The sequence below is a fragment of the Rhodococcus sp. 05-2255-1e genome (genome assembly GCF_002259025.1).
Lineage (GTDB): Bacteria > Actinomycetota > Actinomycetes > Mycobacteriales > Mycobacteriaceae > Rhodococcoides > Rhodococcoides fascians.
The window spans coordinates 1-19937 of the sequence record NZ_NOZE01000049.1 but is presented as its reverse complement, the minus strand read 5'-3'; the positions used below and the strand labels follow the sequence as shown (position 1 = coordinate 19937).

The 19937-nt window shown below is 64.4% G+C and carries 21 protein-coding genes; 12 read left to right on the top strand and 9 right to left on the bottom strand.

The features are described from left to right. A partial coding sequence (locus tag CH262_RS26950) for an HNH endonuclease signature motif containing protein (RefSeq protein ID WP_143547183.1) occupies positions 1 to 478 on the top strand: 478 nt, incomplete at its 5' end. Between the two features lie 91 nt (positions 479 to 569). Here CH262_RS26950 and CH262_RS26945 read toward each other — a convergent pair. Then, complete coding sequence (locus tag CH262_RS26945; RefSeq protein ID WP_032372543.1) at positions 570 to 998, bottom strand: type II toxin-antitoxin system Rv0910 family toxin; 429 nt, start codon at positions 996 to 998, stop codon at positions 570 to 572. Between the two features lie 59 nt (positions 999 to 1057). Here CH262_RS26945 and CH262_RS26940 point away from each other — a divergent pair, with 59 nt between their 5' ends. The 3 genes from CH262_RS26940 to CH262_RS26930 all read left to right on the top strand — a co-directional run bounded on the left by CH262_RS26940 (position 1058) and on the right by CH262_RS26930 (position 5898). Beyond that, the gene (locus tag CH262_RS26940) at positions 1058 to 3373 is read left to right on the top strand and encodes an ATP-dependent DNA ligase (RefSeq protein ID WP_094718878.1); all 2316 of its coding nucleotides are present in this window, start codon (positions 1058 to 1060) and stop codon (positions 3371 to 3373) included. 231 nt (positions 3374 to 3604) lie between these two features. Beyond that, on the top strand, positions 3605 to 4819 hold the full coding sequence (locus CH262_RS26935; RefSeq protein WP_027495232.1) for a lipase family protein: 1215 nt from the start codon (positions 3605 to 3607) through the stop codon (positions 4817 to 4819). Positions 4820 to 4902: 83 nt separating this feature from the next. Next, positions 4903 to 5898: an iron-siderophore ABC transporter substrate-binding protein gene (locus CH262_RS26930; RefSeq protein ID WP_032385104.1), complete on the top strand. Its 996-nt coding sequence runs from the start codon at positions 4903 to 4905 to the stop codon at positions 5896 to 5898. Between the two features lie 101 nt (positions 5899 to 5999). On the opposite strand, the gene CH262_RS26925 is transcribed toward CH262_RS26930, so the two are convergent. The 4 genes from CH262_RS26925 to CH262_RS26910 all read right to left on the bottom strand — a co-directional run bounded on the left by CH262_RS26925 (position 6000) and on the right by CH262_RS26910 (position 11957). After that, entirely contained in the window at positions 6000 to 7874 is a 1875-nt protein-coding gene (locus CH262_RS26925; RefSeq protein WP_094718877.1) for an ABC transporter ATP-binding protein, read from the bottom strand. A gap of 65 nt (positions 7875 to 7939) precedes the next feature. Next, positions 7940 to 10195 carry an endopeptidase La gene (lon, locus tag CH262_RS26920; RefSeq protein WP_256989011.1) on the bottom strand — a complete coding sequence of 752 codons (2256 nt, stop codon included), beginning with the start codon at positions 10193 to 10195 and terminating at the stop codon, positions 7940 to 7942. A 168-nt stretch (positions 10196 to 10363) separates the two neighbouring features. Beyond that, entirely contained in the window at positions 10364 to 11065 is a 702-nt protein-coding gene (locus CH262_RS26915) for a type 1 glutamine amidotransferase domain-containing protein (protein ID WP_027495228.1), read from the bottom strand. 130 nt (positions 11066 to 11195) lie between these two features. Further along, on the bottom strand, positions 11196 to 11957 hold the full coding sequence (locus tag CH262_RS26910) for a putative protein N(5)-glutamine methyltransferase (protein ID WP_094718875.1): 762 nt from the start codon (positions 11955 to 11957) through the stop codon (positions 11196 to 11198). A gap of 81 nt (positions 11958 to 12038) precedes the next feature. On the opposite strand from CH262_RS26910, the gene CH262_RS26905 reads away from it, so the two are divergent. Next, complete coding sequence (locus CH262_RS26905; protein WP_094718874.1) at positions 12039 to 12422, top strand: MmcQ/YjbR family DNA-binding protein; 384 nt, start codon at positions 12039 to 12041, stop codon at positions 12420 to 12422. Between the two features lie 46 nt (positions 12423 to 12468). After that, positions 12469 to 13275, top strand: coding sequence for a pentapeptide repeat-containing protein (locus CH262_RS26900; RefSeq protein WP_094718873.1), 807 nt, complete (start codon positions 12469 to 12471; stop codon positions 13273 to 13275). A 4-nt stretch (positions 13276 to 13279) separates the two neighbouring features. Here CH262_RS26900 and CH262_RS27415 read toward each other — a convergent pair whose 3' ends face one another. Further along, complete coding sequence (locus CH262_RS27415; RefSeq protein WP_373453801.1) at positions 13280 to 13477, bottom strand: DNA-binding protein; 198 nt, start codon at positions 13475 to 13477, stop codon at positions 13280 to 13282. A 35-nt stretch (positions 13478 to 13512) separates the two neighbouring features. Between CH262_RS27415 and CH262_RS26895 the strand changes: the two genes are divergently transcribed. Continuing rightward, positions 13513 to 14400, top strand: coding sequence for an oxidoreductase (locus CH262_RS26895; protein WP_027495223.1), 888 nt, complete (start codon positions 13513 to 13515; stop codon positions 14398 to 14400). On the opposite strand, the gene CH262_RS26890 is transcribed toward CH262_RS26895, so the two are convergent. Then, positions 14388 to 14921: a TetR/AcrR family transcriptional regulator gene (locus tag CH262_RS26890; protein WP_094718872.1), complete on the bottom strand. Its 534-nt coding sequence runs from the start codon at positions 14919 to 14921 to the stop codon at positions 14388 to 14390. The genes CH262_RS26895 and CH262_RS26890 overlap by 13 nt on opposite strands. 60 nt (positions 14922 to 14981) lie before the next feature. Between CH262_RS26890 and zapE the strand changes: the two genes are divergently transcribed. From zapE to CH262_RS26865, 5 genes are all read left to right on the top strand, one after another. Beyond that, complete coding sequence (gene zapE / locus CH262_RS26885) at positions 14982 to 15869, top strand: cell division protein ZapE (protein ID WP_094718871.1); 888 nt, start codon at positions 14982 to 14984, stop codon at positions 15867 to 15869. Positions 15870 to 16040: 171 nt separating this feature from the next. Continuing rightward, positions 16041 to 16415 carry a hypothetical protein gene (locus CH262_RS26880; protein WP_094698424.1) on the top strand — a complete coding sequence of 125 codons (375 nt, stop codon included), beginning with the start codon at positions 16041 to 16043 and terminating at the stop codon, positions 16413 to 16415. Between the two features lie 88 nt (positions 16416 to 16503). Next, positions 16504 to 17613: an LLM class flavin-dependent oxidoreductase gene (locus CH262_RS26875; protein WP_094718870.1), complete on the top strand. Its 1110-nt coding sequence runs from the start codon at positions 16504 to 16506 to the stop codon at positions 17611 to 17613. After that, positions 17603 to 18061 (top strand): MarR family winged helix-turn-helix transcriptional regulator, encoded by a 459-nt coding sequence (locus tag CH262_RS26870; protein ID WP_256989010.1) that lies wholly within the window; start codon positions 17603 to 17605, stop codon positions 18059 to 18061. The genes CH262_RS26875 and CH262_RS26870 overlap by 11 nt, the downstream gene beginning before the upstream one ends. After that, the gene (locus CH262_RS26865) at positions 18058 to 18942 is read left to right on the top strand and encodes a pirin family protein (RefSeq protein WP_094718869.1); all 885 of its coding nucleotides are present in this window, start codon (positions 18058 to 18060) and stop codon (positions 18940 to 18942) included. Before CH262_RS26870 ends, CH262_RS26865 begins: the two co-directional genes overlap by 4 nt. Positions 18943 to 18968: 26 nt before the next feature. On the opposite strand, the gene CH262_RS26860 is transcribed toward CH262_RS26865, so the two are convergent. Together CH262_RS26860 and CH262_RS26855 are read right to left on the bottom strand one after the other, a co-directional pair. Then, complete coding sequence (locus CH262_RS26860; RefSeq protein ID WP_032367901.1) at positions 18969 to 19514, bottom strand: ribonuclease H family protein; 546 nt, start codon at positions 19512 to 19514, stop codon at positions 18969 to 18971. A 113-nt stretch (positions 19515 to 19627) separates the two neighbouring features. Beyond that, the coding region (locus tag CH262_RS26855) for an MBL fold metallo-hydrolase (protein ID WP_143547084.1) at positions 19628 to 19937 on the bottom strand (310 nt) is incomplete at its 5' end.

Here is a 19937-nt window from a genome sequence, read left to right as displayed (position 1 = left end):
TGCGGATCGTGGCGCATATCGGGACCTGTTCGGCGACGGCACCACCGTCGGCTGGCTGCCGTGGATGGGCCCGCTCTCCCGCAACACCTCTCGCCAACTCGCCTGCGATTGTCTTCTCACCGCCATCGTCATGGACGAGAACGGCAACCCACTCAACCTCGCCCGCACCGCCCGCACCGTCACCGCGAAACAGAAACGAGCATTGACCGCCCGCGATCACGGGTGCGCGTTCCCCGGCTGCGGAAAACCCGCCGCCTGGACCGAAGGTCACCACATCTGGCACTGGACCGACGGTGGCCCCACCGACATGAACAACCTCGTCCTCCTGTGTGGATTCCACCACCGACTCATCCACCACAGTGATTGGGAAGTGTTCATCGGCACCGATCAGCACCCCTGGTTCGTACCCCCGGCATCCGTCGACCCGTACCGACAACCCAGACCATCCCACGCCCGAGCAGGCCCCCACATCGCATAGGCCCCTGAACGCACACCAGCCCCGCACCGAGAACACGGTGCGGGGCTGGAAGAGATTGTCCGACAGCTGCTTCAGGAATCCCGAGATGCCGTCACTTCAATGCAGCAAGGTTCGCCACCGACTGCTTCACATCGGTATCGAGTGCACGGGCGACCACCGAACCCACCGGACCGAACAGCACGCCCCCACCGAATTTCGCGTCGAGTGTCAGCTCCGAACCGCCCTCGGCCTCACGCACGTGGACGGTCAGCGAGATCCTCACTCCACCCTTGCCGCGGCCCGACATCTCGATCAGCTTCGGCTCCTCGTACTCGGTGAACTCCCAGTTGATCGTGTTCTTGAAACCCTTCACCTTCACCAGCGACTCGACCTTCGTGCCCTTGCCGACCTTGTTGGGCGGCGGACTGCACCAACCACCGTGGATGGTCATCCACTCGTCGAACCGCTCGAGCGCGGAAGCCTTGTCCCACGCGCCCTGAGGGTTCTCGGGCATCTGTACCGAGACACTGATCGTTGCCATGCATTCGAGCCTGTCACAACTTGCTCGCAGGTTCAGACGGCGAGCACTAACCTGAGACGATGGCCACGCTCGAGATCGAAGGCCGAAAGGTCTCCGTCACCAACCTCGACAAGGTGCTGTTCCCAGAAACCAGCACCACCAAAAGCGACATCATCGAGTACTACGCTGCCATCGCCCCGGCGATGCTGCCGCACGTCGCAGGACGCGCCGTGACCCGAAAGCGGTGGCCGAACGGCGTCGAACAATCCTCGTTCTTCGAGAAGAATCTCGCCGCATCCGCACCCGACTGGCTCGACCGCCGATCCATGCAGCACTCCGACCGAGTCGTCACCTACCCGTTGTTCTCCACCGCAGCGGATCTGGTGTGGCTCGGGCAGCAGGCGGCCATCGAAGCGCACGTGCCGCAATGGCGTTTCGACGGCACCGAACCCGGCCCTGCCACCCGCATGGTCTTCGACCTAGATCCCGGCGACGACGTCGACCTCGCCCGATGCGCTGAGGTGGCCTGCGAGATCCGTGACCTCATTGCAGACATCGGCATGACCGCGTACCCGGTCACCAGCGGCAGCAAGGGAATTCACCTGTACGTACCGCTGGACAAACCGCTGTCGACGTCCGGCGCATCCACCGTCGCCAAACGCGTCGCCACCCTGCTCGAAGAACGGTCACCGGATCGGGTGACCGCCACGATGGCGAAAGCGAAGCGCACGGGTCGAGTGTTCGTCGATTGGAGTCAGAACAACGGAAAGAAGACAACCGTTGCGCCGTACTCACTTCGGGGCCGATCCCTACCCACCGTCGCGGCCCCCCGAACCTGGGAGGAGCTCGAATCGCCAGGGCTGCAACAACTTCGATTCGAGGAAGTTCTGGAACGGTTCCACGACACCGGAGACCTATTGGCCGATCTCGACCCGAAACCGGCAGCGGAAGAGCACGACACCTCCGACACGGACAAGCTCGGCAAGTACCGCAGCATGCGTAGCGCGGACCGAACTCCAGAGCCTATCCCGAAAACCGCCGAGCCCCAGGGTAACGACGATACGTTCGTGATTCAGGAACACCATGCGCGACGCCTGCACTACGACTTCAGGCTCGAACACGACGGAGTCCTGGTGTCGTGGGCCGTCCCCAAGAACATCCCGGTCGAGACCGGGCAGAACCGTCTCGCCGTCCACACCGAGGACCACCCGCTGGAATATGCGACGTTCGCCGGACGAATCCCCAAGGGCGAGTACGGCGGTGGTGACGTCTCGATCTGGGACAGCGGAACCTACGAACTCGAGAAGTGGAGAGACGACGAAGTCATCGTCGTTCTGCACGGAGCCAAAGCACGCGGCAGGTTCGCCCTCATCCGCACCAAGGGCAACCAGTGGCTCATGCACCTGATGAAAGACCAACCCGGACAGGACAGTGCACACAAGAAAAGCCAGGAGAGCTCGCCGACGGATAAACCGGTACCCAAGAACATCTCACCGATGCTCGCAACCGCGGGCGACATACTCGATCTACCCGAGGACGAGTGGTCGTTCGAGGGTAAATGGGACGGCTTTCGTATCGTCGCGGAATTGACTCACGGTTCGATGACCCTGCGCACCCGAAGCGGAAACGACTACACCGAGAAGTTCGGAGCCATCGGGTCTCTCGCCGAGGACCTGGCCGATCACGACGCCGTCATCGACGGTGAAGTGGTCGTCTTCGACAGCGACGGCATCAGCAGCTTCGAGAAGCTGCAGAACGCCGCCCGCGACGACATCCGGTTCATCGCCTTCGACCTGCTCCATCTCGACGGCACGTCCCTCGTGCGCAAGAAGTACTCCGACCGGAGACGATTGTTGGAACTGCTTACCACCGGCCTCGACTCGGTTCTGGTGCCGCCGTTGTTGACGGGTTCGGCTGCCGACGCCATCGCCGAGAGCCGTGAGCGGGGGTGGGAGGGAGTCGTCGCCAAGCGCACCGATTCGATCTACCAGCCTGGCAAGCGCGCCCACACCTGGATCAAGTACAAGAACTGGCGCACGCAAGAAGTGGTGATCGGCGGTTGGCGACGCGGCCAGGGGCGTCGTTCCGGCGGATTCGGCTCACTGCTGATGGGGATCCCCGACGGCGACGGTCTTCGCTACGTCGGTCGCGTCGGCACCGGTTTCGACGATCGCGCGCTCGATTCACTCGCCGGTCTGCTGGCTCCGTTGGAAACGTCGGACAGTCCTTTCTCCACGACGCTTCCCACTGCCGACAGGCGCGGTGCCGTATGGGTGGAGCCGGTTCTCGTCGGAGAAGTGCGGTTCTACGAGGCCACCGAATCCGGCCATCTGCGTCACCCGAGCTGGCGCGGACTGCGCCCGGACAAGACGCCGGCGGACGTCGTTCCCGAGTAGCCGACGCCAACTGCCCAGCAGCGGATTTGGCCGAGTCACAGAAACCGGCAGAAAGACCGTTCTTCGGTTGCCATAGAATCGCCGGGTGCGTACCGTTGCGCTCATCGTCGCCCGGGGGGCGTAACGAGTCACAGTTCAATAGCTATATCGAGTTGCGGGCCAGCTCTACGGGGGCTTGCCGAATCGTCGAGACGCGCGCCGTTTCGATTCAGGCATGGAGGGGTTTACCAGATGCGGGTTCTCAAATTGGCAGGCGCTGTCAGCATAACGGCGGTTGCCGTTCTCTGTTCGACGCTTGTCGGCCCAGGTCAGGCCGCTGCGGCACCCTTGTTTCCGACGCCGATATCGGACGGTTTCTATGCTCCGCCCGCCGACCTCGCCGCTATGGCACCGGGGGACGTGATCTCCAGCCGGCCGATGCCGCCACCTCCCGGCTTCTTCGACGTCGACGTGTGGCAGCTGAAGTTCCGCTCCACGAATTCGGCGGGTAATCCCATCGCGGCGATCAACACCGTGCTGGTCCCCCGCAACAAAGCCCCCAACGGGCCGGTGCTGTCTTACCAACACATCATCAACGCACTCGGTCTCGAATGTGCACCGTCACAAGCGCTCTGGTCCAACGATCCCAATCTGGCGATCCGCGAGGCACCCGCGCTGAACGCCGTTCTGCAGCGTGGCTGGACGGTTGTCATCGCCGATCACCTCGGCCCCAACAGTGCCTACGGTGCAGCCAAGCTCGGCGGACAGATCGTGCTCGACAGCATCCGCGCCACCCAGCGTTTCGATCCGCTGCAGCTGCGGCAGAGCCCGGTTGCCTTGGCCGGATACTCCGGTGGCGGCATGGCGACGGCGTGGGCAGCAGCGTTGCAGAACGACTACGCACCCGAGCTGAACATCGTCGGCAGCGCCGCGGGCGGTGCTCCGATGAATCTCGAGCGCATGGCTCGCGATCTCGGTTTCGCACCCCACCCGGTGTTCGGTCTCGCCTTCGCCGCTGCGCTCGGCCTCGAGCGCGAGTATCCCACTCGCATTCCGATCAGCTCCCAGTTGAACCCGTTGGGCAAGCAGATCGAAAGCGAGATCCAGAACGGATGCACCAACGACATCATCGCCGCCGGAGCCGGTAAGAGCGCGATGGAGGTCGCGGGCACGTTGGACCTGATGAACAGCCCGGAGATGATCGCGGCCGTCAACGAGAACAGCGTCGAGATGTACCCCGGTGTGCCGAAAGCTCCGTACTTCGAGTGGCACAGTCCCACCGATGCGCTCATCCCGGTCAGCTCGATCGACAACACGATCGCCCGGTACTGCCGGGCCGGGGTCAACGTCACCGAGGTCCAGGTACCCAGCAACGATCACCTGACCGCTGCCGTACTCGGCCTGCCGCAGGCTCTGGAATGGATCGATCAGCGGTTCGCCGGAGTGCCCGCCGTTTCCAACTGCTGACCGTATTGTCCGACCCGGTGCGTGCTGGATGAGCACATGGGTCGGTTAGGCTAACCTCGCAAATACACGCGCGAGGAGTCCCCATGAAGAAGACCGTCCACGTAGTCGCCGCCGGTGCCGCAGTCATGGCACTGGCGGTCGGCTGTTCGTCCAGCGACGAATCCACTGCCTCAGGTAACTCCGAGAACAGTGCCAACTTTCCCGTCACCATCGAGCACCACTTCGGTGAGACGGTCATCGACGCCGCGCCCTCCCGCGTCGTGACCATCGGATTCAACGAGCAGGACTTCGCGCTGGCGCTCGGAGTCAAGCCCGTCGCCACCCGTGGAAATCTCAGTTACGACTACCGCCAACGCCCGTGGGCCCAGGAAGCATTGGGCGGCACCGAGATCCCCGAGGTCGGCAGCACCGACCTGAACCTCGAGCAGATTGCAGCGCAGTCACCCGATCTGATCCTCGGACCGTACTCGTTCATCGATCAAGGCCAGTACGACCAACTTTCGGCGATGGCCCCGACGATCGCAGACATCGGTGGATACGACGACGTCCCCGCGGCCACGTGGCAGCAGGAATTCGCCGTGGTCGGCGAGGCACTGGGCAAGAAGCAGGAATCCGACGAGCGAACGGCCGAGCTCGAGCAGAAGTTCGAGACCACCCAGACCGACAACCCTCAGTTCGCCGGCAAGGCACTGACACTCGCGTTCGTCATGGACGACGGCAGCTACTTCGTTCTCGGTAAGGACGACATCCGAGCACTGTTCTTCACCGACCTCGGCTTCGAGATCCCCGACGCCAGCGAAACGGTCAGCCCCGAAAACCTCAGCCGACTCGACACCGACGTCCTCGTCATCGCCGGACAGAGCCGCGAACAACTGCAGGCAAACCCGCTGATCGCCGCACTCGACGTCGTGAAGCAGGACCGCACCGTCTACATCGGCTCGTTCAGCACCGACCTACCGTCGGCTCTCGGCTACTCGAGCCCACTGTCCCTCGACTACGCAATCGACGGATTCACCCCTATGCTCGCGGCAGCCACCGACAACGACCCGGCCACCGTGGTCCCAGATCCAGTTTCATAGGTCACTCCGCAGGCTGCGCTCCCGGCCTTCCTAGGTCACTCCGCAGGCTGCGCTCCCGGCATCCAGGTCACTCCGCAGGCTGCGCTCCCGGCCTTCCTAGGTCACTCCGCTGGCACAGTGTGCGCGAACTGTGTTCGATGCAGCTCCTCGTAGCGGCCGCCCGCTGCGAGGAGCTCGTCGTGAGTTCCGCGCTCGATGACCTGTCCGTTCTCGATCACCAGGATGGCGTCCGCAGCTCGGATGGTCGAGAGCCGGTGCGCGATCACCACCGACGTCTTACCCTCGAGCGCCTCGGCCAGCGCTGCCTGCACGGCGGCCTCGGACGTCGAATCCAGTGACGCCGTGGCCTCGTCGAGAATCACCACCCGCGGCTGCGCGATCAGCAGCCGTGCGATCGTCAGGCGTTGACGCTCCCCTCCGGACAGGCGGTAGCCGCGCTCTCCGACAATTGTCTCGAGTCCGTCGGGCAGGGAACGCACGAGATCGGCGAGTCTGGCCCGCGACAGTGCGTCCCACAGTTCGTCCTCGGTGGCGTCGGGGCGCGGCAGCAGCAGATTCGAGCGAATGCTTTCGTGGAACAGATGACCGTCCTGAGTCACCATTCCCACTGTGTTGCGGACGGATTCGGCGGTCAGGTCTCGCACATCGACGTCGCCGAGCCGCACTGCGCCGCTGTCGACGTCGTACAACCGAGCGATCAGTTGCGCGATCGTGGACTTGCCCGCACCCGAGGTACCCACCAGGGCGACCATCTGACCGGGTTCGGCCCGGAACGACACACCGTGCAGAACCTCTTCGCCGCCACGGGAATCCAGAGTTGCGACCTCCTCCAGGGACGCGAGCGACACCTTGTCGGCCGACGGGTATGCGAACCGGACGTCGTCGAGTTCGACGGCCACCGGCCCCGGGGGCAGCACCGTCGCGTCGGCCTTGTCGGCGATCAAAGGTACGAGATCGAGCACCTCGAACACGCGCTCGAAACTGACCAGCGCGCTCATGACCTCGACACGGGCACTCGCCAGTGCGGTCAGGGGCGCATAGAGCCTGGTCAGCAGGAGGGACAGTGCGACAACCGAACCCGGGTCCAGACGACCACTGAGTGCGTAGAAGCCGCCGAGTCCGTAGACGACGGCGAGGGCCAGAGCCGACACCAGGGTGAGCGCCGTGACGAACACGGTCTGCACCATCGCGCTCCGTACCCCGATGTCGCGGACTCGGGCGGCTCGAACCGCGAACTCGACGGATTCCTGGTCGGGGTGCCCGAACAGTTTGACCAGTGTCGCTCCCGGGGCCGAGAAGCGCTCGGTCATCTGGGTGCTCATCGCCGAATTGTGTGCTGCCGCTTCGCGTTGCAGACGTGCGAGGCGTCGACCCATGCGGCGTGCCGGCAGCACGAACACCGGCAACAGGATCAGCGCGAGCAGAGTGATCTGCCACGAGATTCCGATCATCACCACGAGCGTCAGAGCCAGCGTCACCACGTTGCTGACGACTCCGGACAACGTGGTGCTGAATGCGCGTTGGGCACCGATGACGTCGTTGTTGAGGCGACTGACCAGAGCGCCGGTTCGGGTGCGGGTGAAGAAGGCGATCGGCATCCGCTGCACATGGTCGAACACTGCGGTGCGCAGATCCAGAATCAGACTCTCACCGATGTTGGACGAGAGCCACCGGTTGATCAGACCGAAGCCTGCGTCCACGATGGCGATCACCGCGATGGCCAGAGCCAACAGCACCACCACACGCAGCTCTCGCCCGTCGACGATCGCGTTGACCACCCGCCCGGCCAATACCGGAGTTGCCACCGCAAGCACCGCCAGCGCGACGCTGAGCACCAGGAAGCCGCCGAGGGCGCGTCGATGCGGTGCTGCGAACGACAGGATCCGACGCGCAGTCTCCTTGGAGAACGAAGACTGCGCGCCGGAGCTGTTCATCGTGCGATACATCTGGTTCCACGCGGTCATCTCCATGCTCATGACACCAACGTAGAACCTCGACCGAACTCGAGGTCAAGCAGAGCCCGAGAACGGTCGCCGTCACCTCACGCGGCCGCGGCAGCTTCCGCCGGTTCCAGCGCGAGCGCCAGGATGTCGGCCACGTCGGTCATCGGCCGAACGTCCAACGCCTCCAGGACCTCCGCAGGGACGTCGTCCAGATCGGGTTCGTTGCGTGCCGGAATGAACACCGTCTTCAGCCCGGCGCGCTGAGCCGCCAACAGCTTCTGCTTGACTCCACCGATCGGCAGCACACGCCCGTTGAGAGTCACCTCTCCGGTCATTCCCACGTCCGACCGCACCGGACGCCCGGTGGCCATCGACACCAGGGCCGTCACCATCGTCACGCCCGCAGACGGACCGTCCTTGGGCACTGCCCCGGACGGAACGTGCACGTGGATATTGCGATCCAGTGATTCGGCAGTGACGCCGAATCGAGCTGCGTGCGCTCGCACGTAGGACAGCGCGATCTGCGCCGACTCCTTCATCACGTCGCCGAGCTGGCCGGTGAGCGTGAGGCCCGTGTCGCCCTCGGTGGAGGCCGCCTCGATGAACAGCACGTCGCCGCCGAGCCCGGTCACTGCCAGACCCGTTGCGACACCGGGCACTTCGGTTCGCTCGTGCGCCTCGGGGGTGAAGCGCGGACGACCGAGGTAGGTCACCAGATCCGGCTCGTCGATCTCGAGCACGTCCGTGGTGCCCGCGAGTTTCGTCGCCACCTTACGTAGGGCCTTGGCCAGCAAGCGTTCGAGTTGCCGCACCCCGGGCTCACGGGTGTAGTCGGCAGCGATCTTGCGCAGTGCGGCGTCGGTGACGGTCACCTCGTCGGATGTGACTGCCGCCCTCTCCATCTGACGCGGAAGCAGGTAGTTCCGAGCGATGACGACCTTGTCGTCCTCGGTGTATCCATCGATGGTCACCAGCTCCATACGATCGAGCAGCGGGCCGGGAATCTGATCGATCACGTTGGCGGTGGCGAGGAACACGACGTCGGACAGGTCGAGATCCAGATCGAGGTAATGGTCGCGGAACGTGTGGTTCTGCGCCGGGTCCAGCACCTCGAGCAGTGCGGCGCTGGGATCACCGCGGTAGTCCGAACCGACCTTGTCGATCTCGTCCAGCAGCACAACGGGATTCATCGATCCCGCCTCGCCGATCGCCCGCACGATGCGGCCCGGCAGTGCGCCGACGTAGGTGCGACGGTGGCCGCGGATCTCGGCCTCGTCGCGAACCCCACCGAGGGCGACCCGGACGAAGGTACGACCGAGAGCGCGGGCTACCGATTCGCCCAACGAGGTCTTACCGACGCCGGGAGGTCCGGCGAGCACCATGACGGCACCGGAGCCGCGTCCGCCGACGGACTGCATACCCCGCTCGGAGCGCCGTGCGCGAACGGCCAGATATTCGACGATGCGGTCCTTCACGTCGTCGAGGCCGTGGTGGTCGGCATCGAGAACGGCTCGCGCCGAATCTATGTCGGTGTTGTCGGTCGTGGTGTTGTTCCACGGCAGGTCCAGCACGGTGTCGAGCCACGTGCGGATCCACCCCGACTCGGGGCTCTGATCACTGGCCCGCTCCAACTTGCCCACTTCACGGAGCGCCTGTTCGCGCACCTTCTCTGGCAAGTCCGCAGCCTCGACACGGCCGCGGTAATCATCCGCACCGTCGGGTTCGTCCTCGCCCAGTTCTTTTCGGATAGCAGCGAGCTGCTGGCGCAGGAGGAACTCCTTCTGCGTCTTCTCCATGCCCTCTCGGACGTCACCGGAAATCTTGTCGTTGACCTCGACCTCGGCGAGATGAGCCTTGGTCCACTCGATCAGCGATGTCAGACGCGTTGCCACGTCAGGTGTTTCGAGCAGATCCCGCTTCTGCACGTCGGTCAAGTACGACGCGTAACCCGCGGTATCAGCGATCGCGCCGGGGTCGGTGAGCTTGTTGACCGAATCGATCACCTGCCACGCGTCGCGGCGCTGCAGCATCGCGACGACGAGTTGCTTGTATTCGGCTGCAAGCGCTTTGAGGTCGTCGTTCGGGGTTGTATCGGCGACGGGCTCGGCCTCGACCCACAGGGCCGCCCCGGGGCCACTGATCCCGTGGCCGATGTGCGCACGACGAGTTGCCTTGATGACGGCGGCCGGGCGACCGTCGGCCAACCGTCCCATCTGCACGATGGTGGCGAGAACGCCATAAGCGGCGTACCGATCTTCGAGTCGGGGAGCGACGAGCAGCGTGCCGTCGTTGCTTGCCTTCGCTGCGTCGACGGCGGCGCGTGCGGCCTCGTCGAGTTCGACGGGCACCACCATTCCGGGCAGGACGATCGGGTCGGTCAGGAACAGTACGGGGACACGAACGGTTTCGGTCACTTCTCCTCCAAAGGATTGAGCTATAGGGGCTCAACTTCGAAAGGAGTAGTGATGTTCCCCGAGCGGTCGATGTTCTCCGTGGGCAGAACACCGACCGTCCACGGCGTCTTACTTCAGGGCGCTGACCAGCTTCTCCGCGAGAGGACGCGTCGATGCGGGATTCTGGCCCGTGTAGAGGTTGCGGTCGACGACCACATGCGGCGACCAGGCGTCGGCGTTCTCGAACTTGGCACCGTTCTCACGCAGCCGGGTCTCGAGGAGCCATGGGGCCTTGTCGGCGAGCCCGGCCTGGGTCTCTTCCTCGTCGGTGAAGCCGGTGAGCTCGTACCCGTCGAAAGCCCAGGAGCCGTCGGTACGGACGGCAGGCAGGAGGGCCGCCGGTGCGTGGCACACCGCCGAGACCACCTTGTTCGCGTCGAGGAAGTCGACCACGAGGGCACCGAAGCTCGTCGAGACGGCGAGATCCTCCATGGGCCCGTGGCCGCCGGGGACGAACACGACGTCGAAGTCGGAGGCCTTCTGGTCTTCCAGCTTCGCGGGCGAGGACAGGATCGACTCGATCGAGGCCAGGTAGCTCTTCTGGTCCGCCACCTTCTGCTCGTCACCGCCGTTCGCGTCGACGGCCAGACTGCCCTCGTCGACGACCGGAGCCTTGCCACCCGGCGTCGCCACCGTGATGTCCCACCCGGCCTCTACGAATGTGCGATGGGACTCGACGAGCTCCTCGGCCCAGTACCCGGTGGGGTGCTTGCTTCCGTCGTTCAGGGTCCAATGGTCGGCAGCGGTTACCGCGAACAGCAAAGTAGTCATGGTCGAACAGCCTCTTTTCTCTATCGGGATCCGTTCGGGAATGCCACGAAACGCCGCAGTCGAAACGCCCCAGTCGAAACGCACAGTCGAAACGCGCCTCCGAAACCGGCCGTGTATGGCACTCGTCTCGTCACGTACGCGAAGCGATCACGACCACCGCGTCGAACTCGTCCGATGTGCTCACCCGCGCGTGGAATCCGCAGTCGCGCACTGCCCGCAGAGTCGAATCAGCCAGTGCTGCACTGCTTTCGATCAGCAAGTGACCGCCGGGGGCCAACCATACAGGTGCCCCCTCGGCCACGAGACGGTGGAACCGGGCACCGTCTTCGCCGCCGTCGAGCGCGATGCGTGGCTCGTGCAATCGCGCTTCTCGCGGCATCAGTTCGATGTGGGCCGTCGGGACGTACGGCGCGTTGACCACTATCGCATCGAAGGAGCCGAGCAACTCCGATGGTAAGGCGTCGTACAGATCGCCGCGGTGCACCGTGCCACCTACGGCAGCCAGGTTGCGCGTGGCGCATTCCACGGCCGCTGCGTCGAGATCGGCGGCATGTAATTCGGTGACGCCACCGACCGACAGTCCTACCGCACCGGATCCGCAGCACATGTCCAATAATCGCGACGGCTGAAGTGCTGCAGCACAATTCACCAGGAATTCGGTTCTCCGACGGGGCACGAATACCCCCGGTTCGACGGCGACGCGTCGACCACAGAACCACACCCAGCCGACGATGTGTTCGAGCGGTTCCCCTGCGACACGGCGAGCGAGCAGGGCGGCGAGATCGTCGCTGTCCGATGCAGATTCGATCAGAATGTCGGCTTCTTCTTCGGCGAACACGCAGCCGGCCCCGCGCAGACCGGACACGACCTCGTCGTACTCGGGTCTCACCATGGATGGAGCCTCCTCCAAGTGCCTGCGCCCAACTGCCCCGCGCTGAAATACTGTAGCCCGGCATGTGTCACAGGGAGTCGAATGAACTGGGAACCCGAGGTCCGACAGATGTGTCTGGCGTTGCCCGAGACCTACGAGGAGCAGGCGTGGGTCGGTACCCGATGGCGGGTACGTGGCCGCACCTTCGCCCCCGTCCTCGACATTGTCGACGGCACTCCTCCGGCATTCGCAACAGCAGCGGGGACCGACGGACCGGCTCACGTCCTCGTATTCCGTTCCCGAGGAATAGAACTCGACGCATTGTCGAAGCAGGACGGCTTCTTCGCCCCCGGCTGGGGACCCGAGATCATCGGCATGCTGCTCGACGAGTCGGTGGATCGAACGGAACTCGGCGAGTTGATCACGGAGAGCTACTGCACCCGGGCCCCGAAGAAGCTCGTCGCACTCCTCCGACGTCCGGAGTGACGATTCTCGTTTGACGCTGCGGCTGCCCGAAGGACAGAGTGAGCACATGAGCCCACCCGAGAATCTGCTGGCCGATTGCGGCAGCTGCTTCGGACTCTGTTGCGTTGCTCTGCCCTTTGCCAAGTCGTCGGATTTCGCCGTCGACAAGGCCGCCGGGGAACCGTGCCGCAACCTTCAGCAGGACTCCCGCTGCGGCATCCACTCGTCGCTTCGGGAGAAGGGCTTTTCCGGATGCACGGTGTACGACTGTTTCGGTGCGGGGCAGAAAGTGTCGCAATCGACGTTCGCAGGACGGGACTGGCGAGAAACGCCGTCGAACTCGTCGGAGATGTTCGCGGTGTTCCCGATCATGCGGGATTTGCACGAGTTGCTCTGGTACCTGGCAGATGCACGTGGCCGGATATCGACCGCATCCCTGCACAGCCGGCTTACCCGCGAATACGACGAGCTGGACGCTCTGACGTCGGGGACTCCCGAGAGCCTGCTGTCGGTCGACGTCTCCGCACTGCGCTCGCGGATCAACGAGGTGCTGCTCGATGCCAGCGATCTGGTGCGCGCCGAGGTGTCGGGCAAAAAGAAGAACTACCGAGGACGCGACATGATCGGGGCCAAGCTGGCCGGTGCGGACCTTCGCGGTGCGAGCTTGCGGGGTACGTACCTGATCGGGGCGAATCTGCGCGGTGCCGACTTGCGCTGGGCCGACCTGATCGGGGCCGATTTTCGCGGTGCCGATCTCCGCGGTGCGGATCTGCGCGAGACGATCTTTGCGACTCAGTTTCAGATCAACGCGGCGCTCGGTGACCGATCGACACATCTACCCGAGGCGTTGACCCGTCCCGGACATTGGACGTGACCGTTCAGCTCAGTGATCTGCCGGTGCGCTCGAGGGCTTCCTGAACGATCCTCAGTGCCTTCGGGCCGACTCCGTGCAGTGACGCGAGCTCGGCAGCGGGCACCCCGGCCAGGTCGTCGAGACCGGTATAACCCGCAGCTCGCAATGCCCGCATCGCGGGGTTTCCGATCCCTGTCGGAAAAACGGGTTCTGCTGTACTCACCGGCGCATTCTAAAACAGACCGGTAGCCTGTTGCCGTGCCCGAAACCAAGCAGAAACGCGTTGTCATCACCGGAGCGAATACCGGTATCGGCTACTACACAGCTTTGGAGCTGGCCAAGCGCGGCGATCACGTGACGCTCGCCTGCCGCAACCAGGACAAGGCCGACGCCGCAGCGGCGAAGATCCGCGCGGAGGCCCCGAACGGAACTGTCGACACGGCCACCCTCGACCTGGCCGACCTCGGTTCGGTCCGCAAGTACGCCGAGTCGGCTCCCGAATCGATCGACATTCTGATCAACAATGCGGGCGTCATGATGCCGGCGAAGCGAACCGAAACCAAGGATGGGTTCGAGCTTCAGATCGGCACCAACCACCTCGGTCATTTCGCGCTGACCGGGTTGCTGTTCCCCAAGCTCGCCGCCGACGCGAAGATCACGACCGTCGCCTCGGTCGCGCACCGTCAGCGCCCCAAGCTCGACTTCGACGACCTCCAGCTCGAGCGTGGCTACAACGCGCAACGCGGATACGCGAACTCCAAGCTCGCGAACATCCTGTTCGCGCTGGAACTGCAGCGTCGGATCGACAAGGCCGGATCCAAGGTCACCAGCAATGCGGCACACCCCGGCATCTCGTCGACCGAGCTCTACTCGAGCCCGGACGGGTTGGGCAGCAACAAGATCCTGGCGACCCTGGCACCCATCGGACTGAAGTTCATCTCTCAATCCGCCCGCGCCGGAGCGCTTCCCACGCTCTATGCAGTCGACGTCGCAGGCGGCGGTACCTACAGCGGTCCCACATCGCTGTTCGAGTCCCGCGGCAAGCCTGGCCCGGCGAGCATGACCAAGATGGCTCAGGATCCCGCACTCGCAGCCCAGCTGTGGGACGCCAGCGAGAAACTCACCGGAGTCGGCTACCCGTTCTGAGACGGAACCCCGGCGAGATAGACCGATATCGGAAGCCGTAGTCCCGCAGCACCTTTCGCGGTTCCACGGCCGAAAATCGCGTCTGCCATCAGTCCCTCGCACAGCGAGACCAAGCCGTCTCCGTGGGCTGGATCGTCGAACAGTTCCCTGGCCCGTTCGAGTGAGAAGAACGAACGGGCCAAGGCGGCCCTGATGTCGGCCGGGACCGCAGGATCGAGCATCAGCGCGTAGCGGGCCCGGAGCTCGACCATGCGATGGGTGATCGCAGCGTCGAGATAGCGTGCGATCACCGTCGCAACATCGGTTTCGGTTCCGACGATCTCCAGAAAGGATGCCCGCGAGAGCTCGATCAGGCGGGTAGCCACGGCGGCGAGCAGATCGGCCTTGGTGCGGAAGTAGTACGACGTGGAGCCTGCCGGAAAGTCCAGCGCCGAATCGATCGACCGGTGCGTCAACACGCGCAAGCCGTCTCGGGCGATGACACCCAGTGCGGCGTCGGCGATGGCGGTGCGGCGGTCCACAGCGGTGACCCTACACACGCACTCTACAAATGTAGAGTCGCGGGGCGTACGGTTCGTGGCATGAGGCCGACCGCATCGCGACACGTCTTCGACGCTGCCTTCACGCTCGACGACGCCCAGGCCGCAGCGGCAGACACGCTGTCGACACCCGGCGACAGAGGTGTCTACCTGTGGGGACCGGTCGGGCGTGGCAAGACCTGGCTGTTGGACAGCTACTTCGCCGCGGCCGACACCACTGCGAAGAAGCGCGTGCACTTCCACAGCTTCTTCCGCGATCTCCACGCGGCGTACTTTCGCCACGGGTTTTCCATCGACGCAGCCATCGACGATGCCCTGTCGACGGGATCGGCTCCGGCGGCACTGCTGTGCTTCGACGAATTTCACGTCCACGACATCGGAGACGCCCGCCTCATCACGCGCATGCTCGACGCACTCTTTGCCCGTGGCGTCGTCCTGGTCGTCACTTCCAACTACGCGCCCGACGAATTGCTGCCGAATCCGCTGTTCCACCCGACGTTCGTCCCGACGATCGAGAAGCTGAAGAAGTACCTCGAGGTGGTCTGCGTCGACGGCCCCGTCGACTACCGCGCCGCCGGTACCGGTGGATCACGGTTCGCCTCGGGTACGTGGACTGTGGAGCCCGTCTCGGGTGGTCGGACGTTTGCCGAGCTGTGTTGTGCTGCCCGCTCGACGGGCGATTACCTCGAGATGGTCCAGCAAGCACCGCAGCTGACGATCACCGACATTCCGGCTCTCGCGAGCGTGGACGACTTCGCGGCTCAGCGCTTCGCGAATCTGGTCGATGTTCTGTACGACCGCGATGTGCGAACCGAATTCCACAGCGTGGTGCCGCTGACCGAATTCGCCGTCGGACGTAGCGGACTCGATACCGACAGACTGATCAGTCGACTGAGCGAACTGGGCTCTCGGTCACGCGAGCATGCGTAACAGCTCTCGACGCCCACCAAATAAAGGGAGACACCCACTACTGACGGCGGTCGGGGGCGACAGCAGTAGCGGGTGTCTCATTGACCATTCGGGGCCCGTCGCCGGGTGGATGGGTAGCGGATGGGAAATTCTTCCGAAGTTTTTTCACCGACCGAGGCATAGCCTGTGACCATGCCTTTCACAGCAGCGAACCACTACGACTTCAGCGGTGACGACCTTACCGGAACCGTCGACGCCCATCGCTCCGCCGGAGTGTGGGCGGCGCAGCTCGTCCTCAGTGGAGAGACGCTGGAATCCACCGACGTCACCCGATCCGATCTGGGATTCGAGGTGCGGAGCGTCGTCGAAACCCTCTCGGACGGTAACCGGACCCACCTGCTCGTCGTTCTGCCCCGCGTCAACATCGATACGGACGACGGCCAGGACGTCACGTTCACCTCGTACGCAGTGCTGTACACCGTGCACGGCGGAACCACCGAGCAGCACGGCCCGACCGAGTCGTACGACGTGCGGTTGCTCACCGGAACCGCGTCGCTCGTGCAGTGACCGCCGCGGAAATAACCCGGACCGCACCCCGGTTGTACGGCATAGTCAATGCATACGCATGAACTTGTCGTTCGGGTAGGAGCACGCCATGCAGTTCGGAATCTTCACCGTCGGAGATGTCACCACCGACCCCACCACCGGGACGACGCCCTCCGAGCACGAGCGCATTCGATCGATGGTCACCATCGCCAAGCATGCCGAGGACGTCGGTCTGGATGTTTTCGCGACCGGCGAGCATCACAATCCGCCGTTCGTACCCTCGTCACCGACGACCATGCTCGGCTACATCGCGGCCACCACCGAGAAGTTGATCCTGTCGACGTCGACGACGCTGATCACGACGAACGACCCGGTCAAGATCGCCGAGGACTACGCGATGCTCCAGCATCTGTCCGAGGGACGCGTCGACCTCATCATGGGTCGCGGCAACACCGGCCCGGTCTACCCGTGGTTCGGACAGGACATCCGTCAGGGCATCCCATTGGCTCTGGAGAACTACCAGCTGCTGCGACGCCTGTGGACCGAGGACGTCGTCACGTGGAAGGGAAACTTCCGGACGCCACTCGACCGGTTCACGTCCACTCCTCGTCCGCTCGACGACATCGCGCCGTTCGTCTGGCACGGGTCGATCCGCAGCCCGGAGATCGCAGAAATCGCCGCCTACCACGGTGACGGCTTCTTCGCGAACAACATCTTCTGGCCGAAAGAGCACTACATCCAGCTCATCGATCTCTACCGGGAGCGCTACGAGCACTACGGCCACGGGCGCGCCGACCAGGCCATCGTCGGTCTCGGCGGTCAGGTGTTCATGCGCAAGAACAGCCAGGACGCGGTGAACGAATTCCGGCCGTACTTCGACAACGCACCCGTCTACGGCCACGGCCCCACGATGGAGGAGTTCACCGAGCAGACTCCGCTGACCGTCGGATCTCCGCAGCAGGTCATCGAGAAGACGCTCGCATTCGCAGACTACTTCGGCGACTACCAGCGTCAACTGTTCCTGATGGACCACGCCGGCCTGCCGCTGAAGACAGTGCTCGAGCAACTCGACATCCTGGGCGAGGACGTGGTGCCGGTACTGCGCAAGGAATTCGCTGCCCGACGCCCCTCAGGCGTTCCGGAGAATCCTCCGACCCACGCCTCGATGCTGGCAGACAAGGCCGCGGCGGCTGCGAAGGAACCAGCCGGTGCCGTCTGAGACGGAGTTGGCGGTGAACGCCTGGGAGTCACTGTTTCGCTCCCAGGTTTCCCTGATGCGCCGGTTCGCCGCCGACGACATCTGGGATCCGATCGGTATGCGCGAGTACGACGTGCTGTTCACCCTGAGCACCAGCCCGGACCGCAGACTCCGGCTACGTCGACTCAACGACGAGATCCTACTCAGCCAACCGTCGCTGAGCAGGATGTGCGACCGACTCGAAGCGATGGGTTACGTTGCCCGAGAGCATGATCCGTCGGACAAACGCGGGACCGTGATCTGCCTGACGGACGCGGGATCAGACCTGCAGGCCTCGATCGGACGCAAACACGCCGCCCGCATCAGACGCTACGTCGGCGATGCGTTGAACACCGACGAGCTCAGGACACTCGACAGCCTCTGCACCAAACTCAGACTCGCCCAGACCGACATCCGGGAGCACTCATGATCCAGGTCCTCACCCCACGCGAGGTTCCCCTCGGCGGCCCCCGTGCCATGAAGGTGCGTCGCACCCTGCCGCACAAGGACCGATCCCTCATCGGCGCATGGTGTTTCGCCGACCACTACGGACCCGAGCACTCGCGCATGGACGTCGCGCCGCACCCGCACACCGGCCTGCAGACGGTCAGCTGGCTGTTCTCCGGTGAGATCGAACATCGCGACAGCGTCGGATCTCATGCGATGGTGCGGCCCGGGGAGCTCAACCTGATGACGGCCGGGCAGGGGATCAGCCACTCCGAGGTGTCGACACCGGACACCGACATCCTGCACGGGATGCAGCTGTGGGTGGCGCTGCCCGCCGTATCTCGTTTCGTCGCACCGACTTTCGAGCACTACGTTCCCGATTCGATCACCCGGCCAGGACTGACCGCTCGGGTGTTTCTCGGATCGCTTCTGGGCGAGACCTCGCCGGTGTCGACGTACACGCCACTGCTCGGAGCGGAGATCGTGCTCGACGCCGGGGCGCGGGTCAGCGTCGAGATCGACGAGTCCTACGAACACGGAGTTGTCGTCGACCAAGGATCGGTGACGCTGAACGAGACCGATCTGGCCGCAGCCGAACTCGGCTACCTCGAACCCGGGCACCGGTCGATGCAGCTCCACAATCCCGCCCGCGAACCGGTTCGATTCCTCCTGTTGGGCGGTCCGCCGTTCGGTGAACAGATAGTCATGTGGTGGAACTTCGTCGGCCGCAGCCACGAGGACGTGGTGGAGTATCGGGCCGCGTACGAGGCCGAGAACGGTCAGTTCGGCACCGTGGAGGGCTACCCCGGGCCCAGGTTGCACGCACCGGAACTACCCAACGCGCGGTTGAGACCCCGCGGCTGATCCGGAACATGCGCGCGGCTCGGCCGTCAGAACAGGGTGGCGATCTCCGGTTCGGACGGGCGCGGCGCAGCGGGAACGGATTCCTTCTGTGCAACGGGTCCGCTGCGAGCCTCGGTCGGTGCAGGCACCGCGTTCGCTCCGGCGGCCGCGATGGCACGGGCGGCTTCGCCCGCCAGCGCGTCGGCTGCTTCGTTGAAGTGATTGCCGACGTGGCCGCGAACCCACCGGAATCGCACCGGCCCTTCGCGTTCGGTGATGGCTCGCTCGATGCTCTGCACCAGATCGAGGTTGCGCACGGGGGTGCCGCCCGCAGTCTTCCACCCCTTGCGCTTCCAGCCTGCCAGCCACTCCGACGCGCACTTGATGGCGTACTGAGAGTCCGATTCGATCAGCAACGGCTCCGGGCCGGGGTGGGCCAGCACTGCCTCGAGCAAGGCGCGGAGCTCGGCTACCTGGTTGGTGCCCGAGGGCTCGCCGCCGGAGTTGCTCGGACCCGTGTGATTGACCCACGCCCACCCGATTGCTCCGCCGGGGTTACGCAGACAAGAGCCGTCCGTACTCACGATGATCACGGACAGGACCCTACTTCGGGCCACCGACAAACCCCGGCTGACTCGCCCCGGCAGCCGGGAGAGACTTCTCCCAAGCTGGGCATGGCTGACACTGTGCTGCGAAACATCGAACCTCAATTCCCGCGGGCGATCCATTCTTCGAGGTGCGGGGACTCGTCCCCGATACTCGTTCCGTCTCCGTGCCCGGTGTTGACTCGGGTCTCGGCAGGCAACGCGAACAACCGATCCCGAATCGAGCCGATGATCGTCGGGAAATCCGAATACGACCGACCCGTCGCCCCGGGCCCACCCGAGAACAACGTGTCCCCCGAAAACAACTGACCCGCCTCGGGCAGATACAGACAACTCGACCCCGGCGAATGACCGGGAGTATGCAACGCCACGATCTCCGTCCCCGCGACGGTGATCCGCTGACCGTCCTCG